Here is a 17,717-nt window from a genome sequence, read left to right as displayed (position 1 = left end):
CTCCCCTCCTACCGAAAGATTATAACCGCCGAATACTCGGACGGACAGCTGAGTACCAGAACGGTGTCCGCGCCTGCGCCCGTCTTCATATAATCGTTTAAGTCACTGCGCGTAACGGGAGTGAGATAGCTCTTTCCGTTAGATTTTACCTCGCTTTGGTCGTAAACGTAATAGTTGGGGCTTCTTCTTTTGTGTGCAACCATTTTGCAGTCGTTAAAATTGCTTTTTGCGAGCGTTTTTGCATCGCTGCTCTTTGAATACGGCAAAAGATAGATGTAGTTGAGCGATGATGCATACGGCATACCGTGCATCCACTTCTGCGCGCCGCCCGACGGCGCCGCCGCACCGTTTACACCCATTTCGTCAATAAACGAAATATGATTTGCCGCCGACGCGTCGTAAGCAAGATAAACCTTTCCGAATTCACCTGTCGGCGTGAGGCGGTACGAGAACATATCACCCTTTGTAAAGCCTGAAACGGGCGTAATATCGTCAACCTCAATTTCAATGCTTGTGTTTTTAAGCAAATCCCAGCCGACAACACAGTATTTTTCGTCCTCGCCCGACACACGCTTTGTGATTTTTTCAAAGCACATCGCCGAAAGATTGTTGTTCTGCATATCCGTTGCGTAATCCTTTGTAAGTCCGACCACAATGTAAGACGCGTCGGGAGTTTTAAGGTCGGTGGTGTATGCCGAAATGTTGGGAACGCTGTAGCCCGACGCAAAATCGGCAACCTTCATAACCGAATATCCATTTTCGTCCTCCCCGTCAAGGTCAACACGGTAGCCTAAAAATACCGTAACCGCACCGTCGTAAACAACACCGTCACCCAGCGCGGTATAGAAATACTGGCCTTCACGGTGAATGGTTTTGTTTGAGGTTTTGCCTATCTGATGAAGCGATTTTTCATCCTCTTTCGACGAATCATAATATGCGGTATCAATTTCGGTGATAAAATCGTCTTTGAGTTTATATCTTATAAATTTCGATTTGTAAACCTCGTCGCCGTTGTCGTCTGTCATATAAAGCGCCTTGTAAGCGTTTGTCACCTTTTTCGCGCTTTCTTTTGCGGATTTTTTATATTTGTCACCGTCAATAGTCACATTTTCGGCAAAATAATGCTTTTCAACCTTACCGTCCGACGTGAAAATTTTAAGCTGTGTAACCGGTTCTTTCGACTTGTCGGTGTCGTTTACAACGCTCATTATAAGACCGTAGTTAAACACCGAATCGCTCGAAACAAAACCTGCGATTTCGCCCTGAAAATCGAAAGAAAGCTGATACTGTGCGCCGAGAGTTATCTCGCCGATATAATCTTTTGCACTGTCGGCAACCGCGTATCTTTCGCCGTTGGCATAAATATACGTACTGCCGTTTGAATTTTCAATTTCGTCTACGTTTGCTTTAAGTACTTTGTCCGACACTATTGCCGTGCCGATTTTTTTGTCGTCCGAAATAAGCACCGAAACAACGTTGCCCTCTTTTATTGCGGAATACTGAATTTCATTTCCGCTTGTGTCGCGGATAATAAACTGACTGTCGTTTATGGTATCGTCAAGGCAAACGCTCTTTGCAGTGTCAAATTTATCGAAAATTTCCTTTGAATATCCGTTTGCAACCGAAACGTAAATTGTGGTATACGACGAAATTTCGACAAAATCATACTTGCCGTCGGAATTTGTGTCAACAAGCGTAACGGAGCCGTCTATATTGCCCTGATATTTTTCAAGTCCGTTTTTGGTCACTCTTTTGTTGTAAACAAGCACATAGCCGTCCGAAAGATTAACCTGTTTTAGCGAATTGTTTTTGGTGTAGTAAAAAATATTTTTGTCCGCAACATATGTGCTGTCGTCTTTTGAAACGGTGAGGATTTTGTTTGCGCCCTCGTCGATTTCCATATAAAGCGCGTCGTTCATATACGGTGCATTGTCGCGGTAGTAATAGTGCACGTTATAGCCGATCAAATCGTCATACGACGAATCGGCATTTTTGTATTCCTTTGAGTCAATTTCGATTTTCTCGGGATTGTAGTTATTGTCGCCCGAAAGTGAAGTGATTGAGTTCGCGGTAACTCTGCCGTAGCCGTCGTATATTTCAAAAACTTCGTTCAAAACCTTGTCGGTTTTCTCGGATTTTGTGTTCCCGTTATACGAATTTGAAACGAGCATTTTAACCTCAAGGCTGTTATACATCATAACGCACATCATACCGTATGTAAGCGGAGTGTCGTTTGATATTCCGTCAAGTCCGTCGGTGATTTTGAGGTTTGCCGCCTCAATGATATAACCGCCGGGGTATCCGCCGTAATTTTTCGCATACACGTCGTAGCCGAGTGTGGAAACTATGGTTTTAACCGCCTGGGCATATGTTATATCCCTGTCGGGATACGCCGATGACGACGGCATATATCCGCAGTCGATAAGAATTTGGAGCACGCCGTCCTGATAGTAGTCTTTTGCGATACCGCCGACCAGCGCCGCCGCGCCCGCAAATTCCTCATTTGTAACGTTCTGCGTAAGCTTTGCCTCGGTGAAATTTACAATTCCGAGACTGTTTAAAACGTTCATTTCGTAATGTCCGAGAACTTCTGTATTTTCAGTATTTTCAGTGCTTTCTGCAACTTCGGTATTGCCTGTGTTTTCCGCCGAAATGTCCGTTTCGCCCAATGCCGAAATCGGCGAAACGAGCATCACAAATGCAGCAAGCACCGAAACTGTTTTATTTAAAATGTTTTTTCTCATTTTTCCGCCCCCTCGCCGATAAGTGTCATAACCTTGTTTATCATAACCGCCGCCTCTGCGCGCGTCGCGTTTGCGTTCGCGTTGAAATTGCCCGACGCGTCGCCGTTTAAAATGCCGAGCTTGTTAAGGGCCGACACCGCGTATACCGCATACGACGAAATATCGCCTGCGTCGCCGAACGGAAGTTTTTCTATTTTGAGATTTTCCAAAAGGTCGGGACGTTCTTTCTTTATCGCGTTAAGGCACATAATCGCCGCGTCCTGACGGATAATGCAGTCGCCGACGCCGAAGGTGCCGTCATCTCTGCCCGATATAAGCCCTGACGCTTTTGCGCCGTTGATGTATTTTTCATACCATTCGCCTTTTGCAACGTCCGAAAACTCTGCGCTCGGCGAATTTTCGTCAAACGCTGTGAGCGCGGAAATCATTTTTACAAACTGTTCGCGCGTTACAAGATTTGACGGCGAGAATGTATTTTTCTCGGTGCCGTCCACAGCGCCCTTGTTGTAAAGCGCCATAATATGCTCTTTCGCCCAGTCAAAGTTTTCCAAATCTTTGAAAATTTCTTCTTTTACTATAGAAATATCCTCGGTGACGGGAGTGGGAACAAAGCCGACCGACGAACCGCCCTTTGAGGACGAACTGCCTCTTGACGGGGACGAACCTCCGCCGTTTCCGCTTCCCTGTTCCGCGGTTTTCTGCGCGCTCGCCCAGCCCTCGTATTTTGTTTTAAACGTTTCAAAATCCGAGTATGCGTGACGGTTTTCCAAAACCTTTGAGTCAACCTCATATTTGTTTGACACCGCGTCGTAGTCGGTGAAATCAATTTTAAAATAATCGGTGTTGTAAAGGTCGATAAACGGCTTTACATCTGCATAATACGTAATTTCCGAAAACTTATTATAAACAGCACGGCTGTATATCACCGACGCGAAATCTTCAGTGGAAATATCTTTCGTTCTGAAGTTTGCCGAGTCTTTGAAAAGCACGGTTTTTTCGTCATCACTCATTTTTGAAATGATGTTTTCATACACCGCACCTTTCACGGCGTCGATTTCGTCATAAAACTCCGAAACCAGCTTTGCAAGCGTATCCGCCGAAAGATTGTTTATCGCAAAATTTATGTACGGTGCGATAAAATCGGGCGCGAAATCACTGATTCTCGTTGCCTCGGGAAGTTTTAAAAGTTTTTCCGCAAGCACCGTTTTGTCAGCGGACACAAGCTCCGATGCGAGAGTATCCGCAAGGCTTGAATTGAGAATGATTTTAAGCGCGGTTTTGTCGTTTATAACCTTTTCCATAGAGGTTTTATCCTGATTTTGTATCGCGCTGTTCCAGTTAAGCAAAATTGTGTCAATGCTTTCGGACGAATAAAAATCAATCTTATCCTCGCTCTTTTTGCCGACAACGGGGCGCGCAAAAATTTTCTTTTCGCCCGTCGCGGACGTTTTGGGAAGTTTAAAGCTTACAGTGTAACTGCCGTTTTCATCGGTATTCACCGCAAAAATTCCCTCAAGACCGTTTTCGTAATCTACCGTGCCGTTATCGAAATTGAACACCTCGATAAGCACTTTGTCGTTATTTGAAAGCTTTGAACCCGAAACCGTAATAATCTGCGTGTCCATATCTTCTTTCACGGTGTCTATCGCTGCGGCAAATGCCGTTGATCCGCATTGCGCCAAAACAGCCGTGCAAAGAAGCGCTGAAATTGTTTTTTTCATCTTATCACTCCTCATTTTACCAAACCTTCATTTCACAGATTTTCACAACTGCGTCTTTGTCCTCGTCTATAACAAAGCGAAGTTTTTCGCCCTTTGCCGTCCTGAATTTCACATTCGTGCCTTTGGACGAAATTGAAACGCCGTTTGAAACCTCTGTCCATTTTCCGTTTCGGAAAAGTTCTATCGAATATTTAACCTTAATATTTTCCGCCGATGTCAAAGAAACCTGTGAAACGCTCTTTTCCTCGCCGAAGTCAATTTCAAGATAATTTCCGTTTGCGCATTTGTTAGCCCAGTAGGTGGACATATCGTTGTCGCACGCATAGTCGGGCTGACGGAAACCGTATCCCTCGTCGGCATAAAGCTCTTTCGCCGAAAACAGCTTGTTGTGTGCAACGTTCGCACTGTCGCTTTTTGACATTGACGAGATGTCATACCAGCCGTTTACAACTTTTGCGTTAATGCCGAGTTTAACGTTTGGATTTTCGTTTTGCTCACGCGTGAACACACCGAAAAGAAGCTTTTCTCCGCCGTCGGTGTTTTTAAATTCATACTCGCCCACACAGTCGGTCATTTCGCCGGGATTCCAGTATAACGGGTCAATTCCCTCAAGCGTTACGGTATCTAAAATTTTATTGTTTTTGTCGGCAAGCGCAAGCTTTACAACTGCCTTTTTCTCATAGCCTGCAAAAAGAGGCGCAACGCCGTCGTTTTTAACCTTCAGTTTGAAAATACCCTTTGTTATATCCTTTGAATGTTCGATTTTTACAGGTTTATACCAGTATCCGACATAATTCGCCGCGCGGTCGTACATATCTTTCCACAGTTTGTACGCGTTGTTTGCATCCCAGTTCAAAAACGCAATGGATGAAATGTGTCCCTCGCGGATTTGACGTTCAAAAAGAATGGGCACAAAATCGAAATATGCCGCGTATTTTCCGCCCGGCTGATACACCGTTGCGTACTGCTCAAACCACTCGCCGACCGCCATTGCCTTGCCCTCGACAAGGTTCATATTTTTGTGCTTATCCATTTCCGCGGGCGACACCAGACCGTCACCGCGTATGCCTGCGCCGAATGTATCGAGCGCGTGCTTTGTAACGTCAGGTTTTGCAACAAACGAAAGCGCCGGCAGACGCATATCCTTAAACATATCCACATACGCAAAAAATTCTTTGTTCGTTCTCTGTTTGTCAAGTTTATCGCTGATGGGGAATTTATAAAAATGCCACTCGCCCCAGTTGCCGTAATTACGCATATCGACGTATGCGATTGTTTCGTTGTCGTTGTAACGCTCGGAAAACGCATCTATCATATTCTGCATTTTCTCGCGGAAAATCGGGTCGTCATAGTCGGGGATTTTCAAAACACAGCCGTTTCCCCTGTCCTCAAGGATATATTTGCATCCTGCCTCAAAAACCCATTCGGGTGTATCCTGATTGTAGTTTGTTGTCGAGTTAAAGTTTACCGTCGAGCCTATGCCGAGACCTAACTGCATACCGTATTTTTGGCAAAGAGCAATGTTTTTGTCTAAAATATCCCAGTTGTAAACGCCCTCCTGAGGTTCCATATAGCACCACGAATATCGGTGATACAAAATCGAGCCTATGCCTCCGCCCCACTTTGCCGACTCCTCGTCAAAGAGCTGTCTGCCGGGATAAATTATAAGTCCTTTATACGGATTTTTCAAAATTTCGCGGCTTTCTGCGGGATAATAAACATCAAGCGCGTCGTCTTTGTATTTTTCCAAAATTTCGTTCGCCCGTGCGTTTTTCTCATTTTCAAGTTCTTCCGCTTCGTCTTTTTCTTTAACCTTGTTTTCAACTACTGCGTAATACTCCTCCTCACTCATAAGCTTGGTAAGAGAGCAGTCGTCGACGTAGTAATCCTGAACCTCGCAGGTTTTACCGGTGTTCGACGTTGCCTCACAGTAAAATGTCGCCAGCGAAACAGATAAATCCCACTCCAAATCGGCAATATAGTCAAATTCCGTCCATCCGTCGCTATTGACGATTAAAACACCGCCCTCGGTTTCCTCTGAATTGATTTTTTGGCTGTCAGTTGTCTGCACCTGAATTTTAATTGTCATATTGCACGGTTCGTCCTTCGTGCGGACAAATCCGCGGATACGGTATTTTCCTGTTCCGTATTCCTTCATAATTTGAGTTACGTCCTGACCTATTGACGCCCAGCCAGACGGTCTTTTTGTTACCATACCCGAAAATTTTCCCGAGTGAACAACGTCCGCCGACTGCATAACCGTGCTGGACACTCTGTTTGACCAACCGCCTTTAAGGACAAAATCCTCCTCAAACGACGTGTTTGACAACAGCTCGTCCGAGAGATACATTCCGTCTATAACCTCGGCATTGTTCACCGTTTTTTCTATCTCGGACGCAACGTAAATATCGGCAGTATTTAAAAGGTCGTCGTATTTAATCTGAAAGCCGAGCGCCTTTACAACCGTGTCGAGCGGAACGTAAAGAACACCGTTTTTTAAATACGGCGCGCCGCTTATCTCCCTTGCCGTGCCGTTTATGTATACGGTTTTGCTCATATTTTCGCATATAACCGATACGTTGTCTTTTGAAAATACTGTTTTTTCACCGTTATTGTATGCTATTTTGTCAATGCCCATAGTTTCGGCGAAATTTGACGAAATCATATAAATTCCGTCTTTTTCTTCGATGTCAAACTGTGACGGTTCGCCGTTAAACAAAAATGTTCTGTCCTCCTCGGCAAAAACGCCGAGGGGAAAGACAGAAATAAGCATACATAACAGAATTAAAAACGAAATTGCTTTTTTTATCATAAACTCTGCCTCCAATAGGCATCAGAGGATCGAACTCCGTATGCCTTGCATTTTAAAAATTTCATGCCTTTTCGGCTTGTCGTCCTCGAAAGGCGTCAGCCTATCTTCGTCCTCCGCACCGAAAATTCAAATAATTTTTAAAATGGAAGGTCGAAGAGTTTAAATAGAGCAAATTTTTTAAAAGACAAGGCGAAAAGCTGGGTTAATACTGACGTATAACATAGCTTTTCAACGCAGTATTTTGGAAAATTTGCCTATTTAAACCACACGAGGTTCGATCATCTGATGCCTAATTATCCCTTTACCGCGCCTATTACAATACCTTTTACAAAGTATTTCTGAATAAACGGATAAAGCAGAAGTATCGGGCCTGTTGCGATTATTGCCATTGCAAGCTTTGCACTTTCGGCAGGCAGCTCCGCTCCCGACGAAAGGTCTACGCTTGTGCCCGAAACAAGCTCTTTCATAGCCGCTGCGTTGTTAAGCATATTATAAAGATAATACTGAAGTGTGTAAAGCTTCTGGTCGCTTATAAAGAGCATACAGTTATACCATTCGTTCCATATCAGAAGTCCCGTAAACAACGCTATTGTGGCAAGCACCGGTTTTGAAAGCGGAATGATAAGCTTTATAAAAATAAGAAAATCGTTTGCGCCGTCCACCTTTGCCGATTCCGATATTTCATGCGGTATTCCGTTTAAATAGTTTCGCACGATAAGAATGTTGAACACCGAAAAAAGGTGCGGAATGATAAGCGCCGCAAGGTTATTTTTCATTCCGAATTTCATCATAAGCATATACCACGGAGTAAGACCGCCCGAAAAAAGCGTGGTGAAATATATAAAATACGAAATTTTGTTTCGCCACGGAAAATCTTTTCTCTGCAAAACGTATGCCGTCATAGCGGTTAAGAAAAGCGAAATCACCGTTCCTACAACCGTGATGAAAATTGTCACCGCGTATGAATTTACAATTCTCTGCGGATTTTCAAAAATTGTTTTATATGCGTTAACCGAAAAGTCTTTCGGTATAAGCGAATAACCGTGATTTACAATGTAGGATTCAGAGGTAAAAGAACCTGAAAGCAGCATTATAAACGGAATTACTCCCAAAAGCGCGATAATTACGACAAATATGTATGCAAACGCGATGAAAACTCTGTATTCAATCGGCTTTTTGTCCAATTTATTACTTTTCAATGTCTTTTTCCCCCTTTCCTAAAACAGTGCGCTGTCGCTGTCAATACGCTTTACAACAGCGTTTGCGAGCATTATGAACACAAAGCACAGTACCGACTGATAGAAACCTACCGCCGACGACATACCTATATCGTTTGAGAACAAAAGCGTTCTGAACGTGAACGTGTCGATAACGTCGGTGTAGTTGTATAAAAGCCCGTTGTTGCCCACAAGGCTGTAAAACATTGTCATATTTCCTCTGAAAACCCTGCCCAGAGCAAGCAGAACCAGCGTCACCATAGTTGCGCGCAGCGACGGAATGGTGATGTGCCAAATTCGTTTCATAATGCTTGCGCCGTCGATTTCCGCCGCCTCGTAGACGGACGTGTCTATGCCTGTGATTGTTGCCATATACACAACCGAGCCGTAGCCGAGACCTTTCCAGGTGTTTAAAACAACCAGTATAAACGGCCAGTATTTCGGTTCGGAATAAACGTTTACAGGCTCTATTGAAAGCGCCTTAAGAACAGCGTTTACCATACCGTAGTCAAAGCTGAAAAGGTTATACACAAACGCGCCGACCACAACCCACGATATAAAATACGGGAAGAATATGCAGGTCTGCGAAATTTTGCGTACCTTTTTACTGCCTATTTCGGTTAAAAATATCGCCGCGGCAAGCTGCATTGCATTTCCGAGAAGAATAAACACGATGTTGTACAGAAATGTATTGCGCGTAACGGTGTATGCCTGACCGCTTTTAAAGAAAAATTCAAAATTTTTAAAACCTATCCATTCGCTTTTGAGTATTCCCAGCGCGTAGTCGTATTTTTTGAACGCAAGAATTACGCCGAACATCGGTATGTACTGGAAAACCAAAAAATACAGTATTGCCGGAGCTATCATAAGCAAAAGAATTTTGTTGTTTGACACTTCGTGCAGAAAGGTGTTTCTTTTAAGCGCCGTACCTGCCTTTGTGTTAACTTTTTTCATTGAAAATGCCACCTACTTTAATGTTTTCTGATATTCTTTGTACTGTTTTTCGGTTTCCTCAAAAACCTTGTCTATGCCTGCCTGCGTGAGTTTTTCCTGATATGTTTTAAACGACGCGTCAAGCTTTGATGCCTCTATCATACCGTTATACAAAGGGCCGCCGTACTGTGACGCCGCAGATGATATTGACGCCATTTCGGTCTTTACGTTTGTGTCGTCAAACACAAATCCGCGAATGTCGCTGTCAACCGTTTCTTCTTTCCAGCGTGCGAGAATTTCCTGTTTTTCGGGAATATCCGTTTTGTCAACTCTCATCATAGATTCGTTTTTCCAGCCCCATACACAGCCCGGCTCGTATTTCTGCTCTTTGGGAAGGTCTGCGTTGAGCGAGATATATCCGTTGTCGCCGTCAGCTTTCCAGTGTTTGCCCTCAATGCCGTACCATGTAAGATCAAAATATCTTTTGTCGTTTCTCAAAAGCTCGATAAACTGCAAAGCCTTGTCTGCATTTTTGGTTGCACGGTTGAGCGCAAGACCGTTCGACACTGCCGAGTTTGCAATTTTCTTTGCGCCTACCGAAAAATCGCAGATTTCGATTTTCCATTCGGGATGCTGTGCGCGGAGCTTTTTAGCCATCGACGCGGAGGTTTCGAGATTTTTTACATATGTTGCGCATTTTCCGTTTTCAAACATATTGTCTGTGGTTTTGTTCGCAACTATATCCGCAGGGATTATACCCTTTTCAACAAGCTCTCTCGTTTTGCGGATTTGATTTTTATAATAATCTTCAAACTCTCTCTTGGTGAATTTACCGGTCGCAATGTCGTAGTAAATTTCTGTGCCCTTGGGAGTTTCAAAGCGATCCGTACCGTCTTTGTAGGCGCCCCAGAACGAACCCACCGCAACAATGTTTACGAGCGGGATAATGTTTTTATCGTTCTTTGCAACGTTTTCAAGATATTTTTCATAATCTTCAACCGTCTTGATTTCGTCCATACCGTATTTTTCTCTCAAATCGCCTCTGATAAGCGAAACATATGTACTGTATTCCGACGCGGTATTGGGAATCATATACATTTTGCCGTTAACCTTTGCCTCGTTTTTAATTCTTTCGGTTAAGGTTTCATATGTTTTGGGAGCATTCTTTTTAAGCATATCGTCGGTGATTTCCATGAAACTGTTTTTCGCCGCCTGCTGATTGTATTTTACCCAGTCTGCCGCAAAAACAATATCGAAATCCTCGCCTGTCGAGAAAAGGAGCGAATATTTCTGCTGAAGGTCGGAATAGTTGTAATATTCCACTTCAACCTCCGCGCCGATATCTTTACGGAGCATTTCATTCAGTTTTCCGTAAATTTCGTCGTATATGGCAGGTTTTTCACCCACAAGTATCATTTTAAGTTTCGTGATTTTTCCGTTTGCTTCCTCACTGCCGTTTCCGCACCCTGCAAATGATGCGCACATAATAAACGCAAGTGCCAAACAAACAATTCTCTTTGTCAGTTTCATTTTCCATCTTCCTTTCGGGGATATTATTTTCATCTTACATTTAGTTTAGCATATCCGATTTTTAGTGTAAAGTGGGTATTTCTCACATAAAGTGTAATATTTTGCACCCACTTGACACGGAGGTGAAATTTACATATAATCATGATATAACCGGACATATATATGATATAAACTTTATATGATATAAATTTGCATAAAAAGGAGCCGTACCGATATGCCCCGTTTTAAAAATTCAAGCATAAAGCACAAGCTTTTTATTTCGCAGATTTCGCTCATCTCGGTGGCGTTTATCTCGTTTTTTGTCATCTCGGTTTCGTATTTCGTTGTGAAAACGACCGACGACATATGGCGCAATATGAAATATTCGTCAAACATCACCGCGTCAAACGTTTACAACTATATAAGCAGTATGGAAAACTGCGTGCATTACGCAAGCTACAACACCGATATTTCCGATATTCTGTCGCAAAAAGAGGTTACGAGTCTTTTTGAACGTCAGGGAAATTACAAATATGTTCAGGATACGTTTATTTTGACGCTTTCAAATTACAGTATTCCGCTTTCGCTCACGCTCTACCCCGTAAACGAAGGGTGCATAAACTTTGACGGCGTGACGGTGGACAAAACCGCAAACGTGGAAAACACCGACTGGTACAAAGACCTTATCAAAACAACGCCGAAGTTTTTCTATTTTACCGAAAATTCCGACGGCAAGGATAAGCTCTGCATCATCAACACAATTTACAACCCCGATAATTACAACGATATCACAGGCTACATAAAGGTTTCGGCGGATATGGAAATTTTTGAAAAGCTTCTTCACGATACCACCATACAAAACTGCGACACCGTTCTCACCGACAAGCGCGGAAATGTGCTTTGCTCCACTGCGAAGGACGGATATGCAAAAAAGACGAGGGCGGAATTTTTAAATCTCACGCCCGATGTGCGGAGTACGGTGAAAATCGACGGCAAAAACTATTTTGCGATAAAGGGCGTCACCAAAAACAGCAACTACGCCACCGTGACGGTGCAAAGCAAAAGCAATGCGTACAAAGACGCATATTTTATGTTTGTGATTTTGTTTATAATTTTAACGGTAATCGCGCTTGCGTCGTATGCAGCGGCGCACTATGCCAGCCGTTCGGTGATACGCTCGCTCGACACGCTGATAAACGCTATGAAACGTGCAAATTTCGGCGAGCTTAAGCAGATTAAAAATTACGAAAGCTCAAACACCGAGCTGAACGAGGCAATCGGCGCGTTTAACAATATGGTTACAAGCATTGACAACCTTGTGGAGTACAACACGAATTATTCCGAAACGCTCAAAAAATATGAATTTAACTTTCTGCAAATGCAGATTAAACCGCATTTTTTATATAACACGCTGGATATTATTCAGTATCTTGCAAAGGAAAACAAGCCCGACGACGTAACGTATCTTATAAAAAATCTGTCGAAATTTTATAAAATCAGTCTGCACAACAAAAGCGATTTTGTGAAAATCGAAAGCGAAATCAAGCATATTTCGTATTACACCGCGATTGAAAATTTCAAGCACGACAATTCGATTAAGCTTGAGGCTGACATTCCGGACGAAATTCAAAATATGCTGATACCGAAAATCACCTTCCAGCCTCTTGTGGAGAACGCAATAAAGCACGGAATTTTGGAAAAAGACGTTCCCGAAGGATATATCCGCATTACAGCCGACAAAAAAGATGACGACGTGTATATTTATATCGAGGATAACGGCGTCGGAATTGAGAAAAATAAAATTGAAGATATACTGCTGCAAAATTCGTACAGCGTCGGCGTTGCGAATACCGATAAGAGATTAAAATTGTTTTTCGGCGCGCAGTACGGATTGAGCATTGAGAGTGAGCCCGGCAAATTTACGCGCGTAATTGTAAAAATCCGTGCAATCAACGCGGATAACGAAGATATGTAATGAATAATTTTAAAAAGACAACCCGTTCGCCGAAAAATTTGCGTTTGCAGAACGGGTCAAGGGCAGAGCCCTTGTCGTTGTGGGGCGCTGTTTGCCGGTGGCAAACGTTTAGCGCCGACCGAGCCGGCAGGCGAGATAGGGGGAATCGAACCCCCCGCGTTTTCCCTCTGCTTTTGCGCCAAAAGCAGAGAAAAGCGGAGCAACCAAGAAATTACGATAACCTGTTTTTGATATGACAGGGTAAATTCAAATTCAAAAACACGGGATTGCAAAGGCACTCCTTTGCCTACACTTTATGTCCCACTATTCTACTTCTATGTCCTTTTACTTCACTTGAATTTTCACAAAAACTTTGTTATACTGTAGTTGTAATATTATAATTTTAATCGGGTGAATATATGATTCGCAATCTTGACAACCGTATAAAAATATATACAATACTTTTTATCGCACTGTTTATCGTCTTTATGACGCTGACGTCCTACGGCGCGTTCACAAAAATCCTGACCGACGACTTTGTGGAAAAATCGGTGCGCATATCAAAACAGCAGGCGAGCAACGCGGAAACGGCAATAAAAAACATCGAAGAAATGAACTCTATCATCATTGCCGACTTAAAGCTGGACAATCCCGAGCACTACCGCGCGCACGATTCGTCGTATATAGGCGCGCTCACGTCCTACGGCGCGAGCAGTCCTTATTTTACATCTTTCGTGGTCTACCGCAACGACGAGCTTTTATACTACAACATTCCGGCAAGCGTCGGAATGTTCAACATACGCGATATTGACATTGCCGCCGCGAAAAGCACCGATTTTGACGAAAACGGCATAGGCTGGCACATTGCCGAAAGCGGAACCGACGCGCCCGATTTTCTTTTGCTGGCGCGCAAAATTCCTGCCGGCGAGGACGTTATTTACATTATTTTTCAAGTTGACACAAGCTATCTTTCCGACCGTTTTTCTGTGGAAAACAACTTTGCAAATCACTCGGCGGTTATGCTGAAATCAAACCGAAACGGCGCGTTTCTGCGTCTTTCCAAAATGAACGCGGACGAAAAAAAGAAAAATGCCGAGAGCATTTCGCACCTTAACGGTGAGTTTGCAAAAAACGGCAAAAAAAGCCTCATTACCAAAGCCGGTACCGGGGACGGCATTTTTACGTTTTATGTAAAAGACGATATTTCGCAGATTTCCGGATATACAAAAAATCTTGCCTTAATTTACACGCTTATTCTCATTTTTGCGCTTGTTCTCGGATATTTCGCGGTGAGTATGCTTTCCAAAAGTATGAAAATGCAGCTTGAAAAAATAAGGCTGAAAATGCAAAATTATTATTAAAAAACAGAGGTTTGATATGCTGAAAGTTTTATTGGTTGACGACGAGGTTATCATAAGGCAGGGACTCAAAAAAATAATAGACTGGCAAAGCATCGGTTTTGAAATCGCGGGCGAAGCGTCCAACGGCGATGAGGCGATAGAGCTTACCGAAATTTTGTCGCCCGACGTGGTTATTACCGACATACGTATGGCGCAGTCGGACGGAATTGAGCTTTTGCGCGAGCTTAAAAAGCGCAAAACCGACTGTGAAATTATCGTAATCAGCGGTTACGACGATTTTTCCTACGTTCAGGAGGCTATGGCGGCGAACGCGTATTCCTATCTTTTAAAGCCGGTTGACATTGACAAGCTTTATAAAATTATGGGCGAAGTGCGCGACAAAATTTTTGCCGAGCGCAAAACCAAAAGCGAAGTTATGGCATACAACACTCTTTTGGAGGAGAAAATCACCTTAAAGCTTTTGAACGGCGCGGACTACGAAAAGGTTGTACAGGACAATCCGCAGTACCGTTTTCCCGACGGAAACTATATGACCGCACTCATATCAATCGACCGCAAAAGCGAACCGGCAAGCGAAAAAACAAAGGCATTTTTGTCACTCACCGAAATAATCGACTACGAAGTAAGCATAAGCGAAAACCACATTATAAAATGCTTTGTGGACAATATGAAATACGCTCTTGTCATATCGGTTAAAAACGACTATTGCTATGACGCGGCGATTAAAACATTAAACAACATTCTTACAAATTTCAGCGCGCAGACGGGATTTACCGTAACAATCGGCATAAGCGGAATTTTCAGACGCGCGAACAAACTTTTCCGCTCGTATGAACAGTGCAATCAGGTGCTGGCGCAAAAGGCGATTATGGGCAACAACCGCATTATCGACTATATTTTGTACCGCGCAGGCATAAACGGCGAACCAACCATAAATGCCGACGCGGTTATATCCGCAATGAAGTCGGACGATTTTAACGGTGCGCGCGGTATTTTGGACGAATATTTTTCCGACGTTATAAAACGAATGAACATTCCCGTTTCGTCGGTGAAAAGCACGGTTGCCGAAACCGCGATTATGATAATCAAAACCTTTGCGCCCGACTCCGACACTATGATGCTTATGTTCGGGCGCATTGTAAAGCCGATTTTGGAGCTTGAACAGATTGAAATTATTGTGGATATTCAAAACTGGCTGTATGAAATTATCCGCTCGATAGAAAGCCGAAGCAAGATTTTTTCCATTGAAACCAACAATATTTTGGTGAAAGAAACCATTGCGCTTATCCACGACAAATACGACACGCATATAACGCTCCGCGAGGCGGCGGACGCACTTTTTGTGAGCACGCGCCATCTTTCGCGGTGCTTTAAGCAGGAAACGGGTATGACGTTTAATGATTATCTCACACTTTACCGTATGCGCAAGGCGGATATTTTAATTGAAACGGGAAAATACAAAATTTCGGAGGCAGCAAGTCTTGTGGGATATTCCGACGCGAAATATTTCAGCAATCTTTACCGCGAATTTAAGGCTGACCGGCAAATAGGGGTTGAAAAAAATAAACAGGCTTAAACAAAAACTTCTGCACCTTTTTTCGTACCGAATACTTTTAAACGCAGTTGTATTGATATTCACACTCGTGCCGTCAATACTTCTTTTCAGCATGTCAAAAAGCTATATTTCAAACTACGTTATGCAAAAATACATCTCAAACTATGTGGGCTCTATCGAGGCGGAATTTTCCGACAATATTTCGTCGTTTGTTTACCGCGCGAATGTGCAGTCGCTCTATTTTACCGCAAAAAACAGCCTTTACGTCACGCTTTTCAACAAAAATCTCACGCACGATGAAAAATACGCGCGCATTTCGGACAATATTTCGGCATATCTTAAAAACAACACGCTGATGTCGGGCATAAGCATTGTTGACAAACAGCGCGAGGTTTTCCACTTCTGCCCCATTCCCGAGGATATTGCGCTTAAAAACATTGACGAAATAACAAAAACCGTAAATTCGGGCAAAATGTATATGTCCGAAGGCTTTGAATACGGCGGAAACTACTATTTTGCGGTCGCGGTGAAAATGCGCAACTACAACACAAATTACACCGCCGGCGAGCTTGTTATGTATATCCCCGAAAGCGCGCTGTCGCAGATGTATCAGACCTACACCCTGGACGGCGGAGAGGTGTTTATTATGCACGGCGGAAAAATTCTGTCGCACAGCAATAAGTCGCTTATAGGGTCGGAAATTTTTCTCAGCGATAAATTTTTCGACGGCGAAAACACCGAAATCGGCAAGCACTATCTTATGAGCCGCCGCGCCGTTGACGCAAATTCCATTATAGAAGGACTTGAAATCGTCACAATCACGCCCAAAACTGTTTTTGACAATATGCTCAAAACGCTCAATATGTTTCTCATAATTCTGCTTTTTGCGGCGATAGTTTTCAGTATTCCGTTTTCGGTTATCGTGTCGAAAAAACTGCTGTCGGAGATTGAAATTCTCATAAAAAATATGTATTCGTTCGAGAAATCGCCCACTGAATACGAACCGATGTTCAAGCTTTACGAAATACGCGAATTGGAGAACGTTTTTAAGAATATGACGCGGAAAATAGGCAGGCTTATAGAGAACATCAAGGACGAAAAAGAAAAACAGCGCATTGCGGAATTAAGCGCGCTGTCGGCACAGATTAACCCCCATTTTATCTATAATACGCTCGATTCCATATCGTGGATTTTGCTGATGAAAAACGACACCGAAACGTATAAAATCATCTACGCGCTGGCGAATTTCTTCAGAATTGCACTCCACGGCGGTATGGAGGTTATCACGGTGGAAAAGGAGCTTACGCACCTTAAAAGCTACCTCGTTATACAAAATATGCGTTTTCCCGATAAATTTGAGGTTACATACGATATAAGCGGCGAAATTATGCAGCTTAAAATGGTGAAAATCATTCTTCAGCCTATCGTTGAAAATTCGATAAAGCACGGATTTGACAAAATGTCGGAGGGCGGAAAAATAAGCGTTAAAGGATTTTTGACGGATAACGGCGATATTAAATTTGTGATTTCGGACAACGGGTGCGGTATGGATTTTGACCCGTTAACCGCGAAATTGAAACCGAAAAAAGGCAGTTCGGGATACGGAATAAGCAATATTAACAGACGTTTGAAACTCGCCTGCGGTGAGGGTTACGGATTGAAATTTATATCGGAAAAGGGCAAAGGCACAACGGTTGAGATTTTGATAAAACCGCAGATGGATTGAGGGGATAAATCCCCTGTTACCCCTGTTTTGGGGTTGTGATTTTTAGAATGGTCTTGTCATATCAAAAACATAAAGTTTGTTATTTTACTAATTCGCTCCGCTTATGGCACTTTTAGAGTAAAAGTGCCGCAAAAGCGCGGGGGTTCCGATTCCCCCGCACCCCTAAACGGCTTGGGGTTCCACCC

At 43.3% G+C, this 17,717-nt stretch carries 10 protein-coding genes; 4 read left to right on the top strand and 6 right to left on the bottom strand.

What is annotated here, in order from left to right; genetic code table 11:
- Positions 1–8: 8 nt before the first annotated feature.
- From H8706_RS04895 to H8706_RS04870, 6 genes are all read right to left on the bottom strand, one after another.
- Positions 9–2,744 (bottom strand): hypothetical protein, encoded by a 2,736-nt coding sequence (locus tag H8706_RS04895; protein ID WP_262431729.1) that lies wholly within the window; start codon positions 2,742–2,744, stop codon positions 9–11.
- The gene (locus H8706_RS04890) at positions 2,741–4,465 is read right to left on the bottom strand and encodes an S-layer homology domain-containing protein (RefSeq protein ID WP_262431728.1); all 1,725 of its coding nucleotides are present in this window, start codon (positions 4,463–4,465) and stop codon (positions 2,741–2,743) included. The genes H8706_RS04895 and H8706_RS04890 overlap by 4 nt, the downstream gene beginning before the upstream one ends.
- Before the next feature lie 16 nt (positions 4,466–4,481).
- Positions 4,482–7,277, bottom strand: coding sequence for a stalk domain-containing protein (locus H8706_RS04885; RefSeq protein ID WP_262431727.1), 2,796 nt, complete (start codon positions 7,275–7,277; stop codon positions 4,482–4,484).
- Positions 7,278–7,570: 293 nt separating this feature from the next.
- Positions 7,571–8,476: a carbohydrate ABC transporter permease gene (locus H8706_RS04880; protein WP_262431726.1), complete on the bottom strand. Its 906-nt coding sequence runs from the start codon at positions 8,474–8,476 to the stop codon at positions 7,571–7,573.
- A gap of 18 nt (positions 8,477–8,494) precedes the next feature.
- On the bottom strand, positions 8,495–9,448 hold the full coding sequence (locus H8706_RS04875) for an ABC transporter permease (protein ID WP_178347740.1): 954 nt from the start codon (positions 9,446–9,448) through the stop codon (positions 8,495–8,497).
- Positions 9,449–9,460: 12 nt separating this feature from the next.
- A complete protein-coding gene (locus tag H8706_RS04870) occupies positions 9,461–10,957 on the bottom strand; it encodes an extracellular solute-binding protein (RefSeq protein ID WP_262431725.1) in 1,497 nt (498 codons plus the stop codon).
- Positions 10,958–11,171: 214 nt separating this feature from the next.
- Between H8706_RS04870 and H8706_RS04865 the strand changes: the two genes are divergently transcribed.
- From H8706_RS04865 to H8706_RS04850, 4 genes are all read left to right on the top strand, one after another.
- Positions 11,172–12,911, top strand: a complete 1,740-nt coding sequence (locus tag H8706_RS04865) for a sensor histidine kinase (RefSeq protein ID WP_262431724.1) — start codon at positions 11,172–11,174, stop codon at positions 12,909–12,911.
- 398 nt (positions 12,912–13,309) lie between these two features.
- Positions 13,310–14,251 (top strand): hypothetical protein, encoded by a 942-nt coding sequence (locus tag H8706_RS04860; protein WP_262431723.1) that lies wholly within the window; start codon positions 13,310–13,312, stop codon positions 14,249–14,251.
- 16 nt (positions 14,252–14,267) lie between these two features.
- Positions 14,268–15,827 (top strand): response regulator, encoded by a 1,560-nt coding sequence (locus H8706_RS04855; protein ID WP_262431722.1) that lies wholly within the window; start codon positions 14,268–14,270, stop codon positions 15,825–15,827.
- Positions 15,805–17,532 (top strand): sensor histidine kinase, encoded by a 1,728-nt coding sequence (locus H8706_RS04850; RefSeq protein ID WP_262431721.1) that lies wholly within the window; start codon positions 15,805–15,807, stop codon positions 17,530–17,532. Before H8706_RS04855 ends, H8706_RS04850 begins: the two co-directional genes overlap by 23 nt.
- Positions 17,533–17,717 lie beyond the last annotated feature (185 nt).

The organism is Qingrenia yutianensis, from assembly GCF_014385105.1.
GTDB lineage: Bacteria > Bacillota > Clostridia > UMGS1810 > UMGS1810 > Qingrenia > Qingrenia yutianensis.
This window is presented reverse-complemented; position numbering and strand designations above follow the sequence as displayed.

Bases quoted from the DNA above. Each gene is read 5' to 3' on its own strand.
- H8706_RS04895 (WP_262431729.1), bottom strand. From the start codon at position 2,744: ATGAGAAAAAACATTTTAAATAAAACAGTTTCGGTGCTTGCTGCATTT.
- H8706_RS04890 (WP_262431728.1), bottom strand. From the start codon at position 4,465: ATGAAAAAAACAATTTCAGCGCTTCTTTGCACGGCTGTTTTGGCGCAA.
- H8706_RS04885 (WP_262431727.1), bottom strand. From the start codon at position 7,277: ATGATAAAAAAAGCAATTTCGTTTTTAATTCTGTTATGTATGCTTATT.
- H8706_RS04875 (WP_178347740.1), bottom strand. From the start codon at position 9,448: ATGAAAAAAGTTAACACAAAGGCAGGTACGGCGCTTAAAAGAAACACC.
- H8706_RS04870 (WP_262431725.1), bottom strand. From the start codon at position 10,957: ATGAAACTGACAAAGAGAATTGTTTGTTTGGCACTTGCGTTTATTATG.
- H8706_RS04865 (WP_262431724.1), top strand. From the start codon at position 11,172: ATGCCCCGTTTTAAAAATTCAAGCATAAAGCACAAGCTTTTTATTTCG.
- H8706_RS04860 (WP_262431723.1), top strand. From the start codon at position 13,310: ATGATTCGCAATCTTGACAACCGTATAAAAATATATACAATACTTTTT.
- H8706_RS04855 (WP_262431722.1), top strand. From the start codon at position 14,268: ATGCTGAAAGTTTTATTGGTTGACGACGAGGTTATCATAAGGCAGGGA.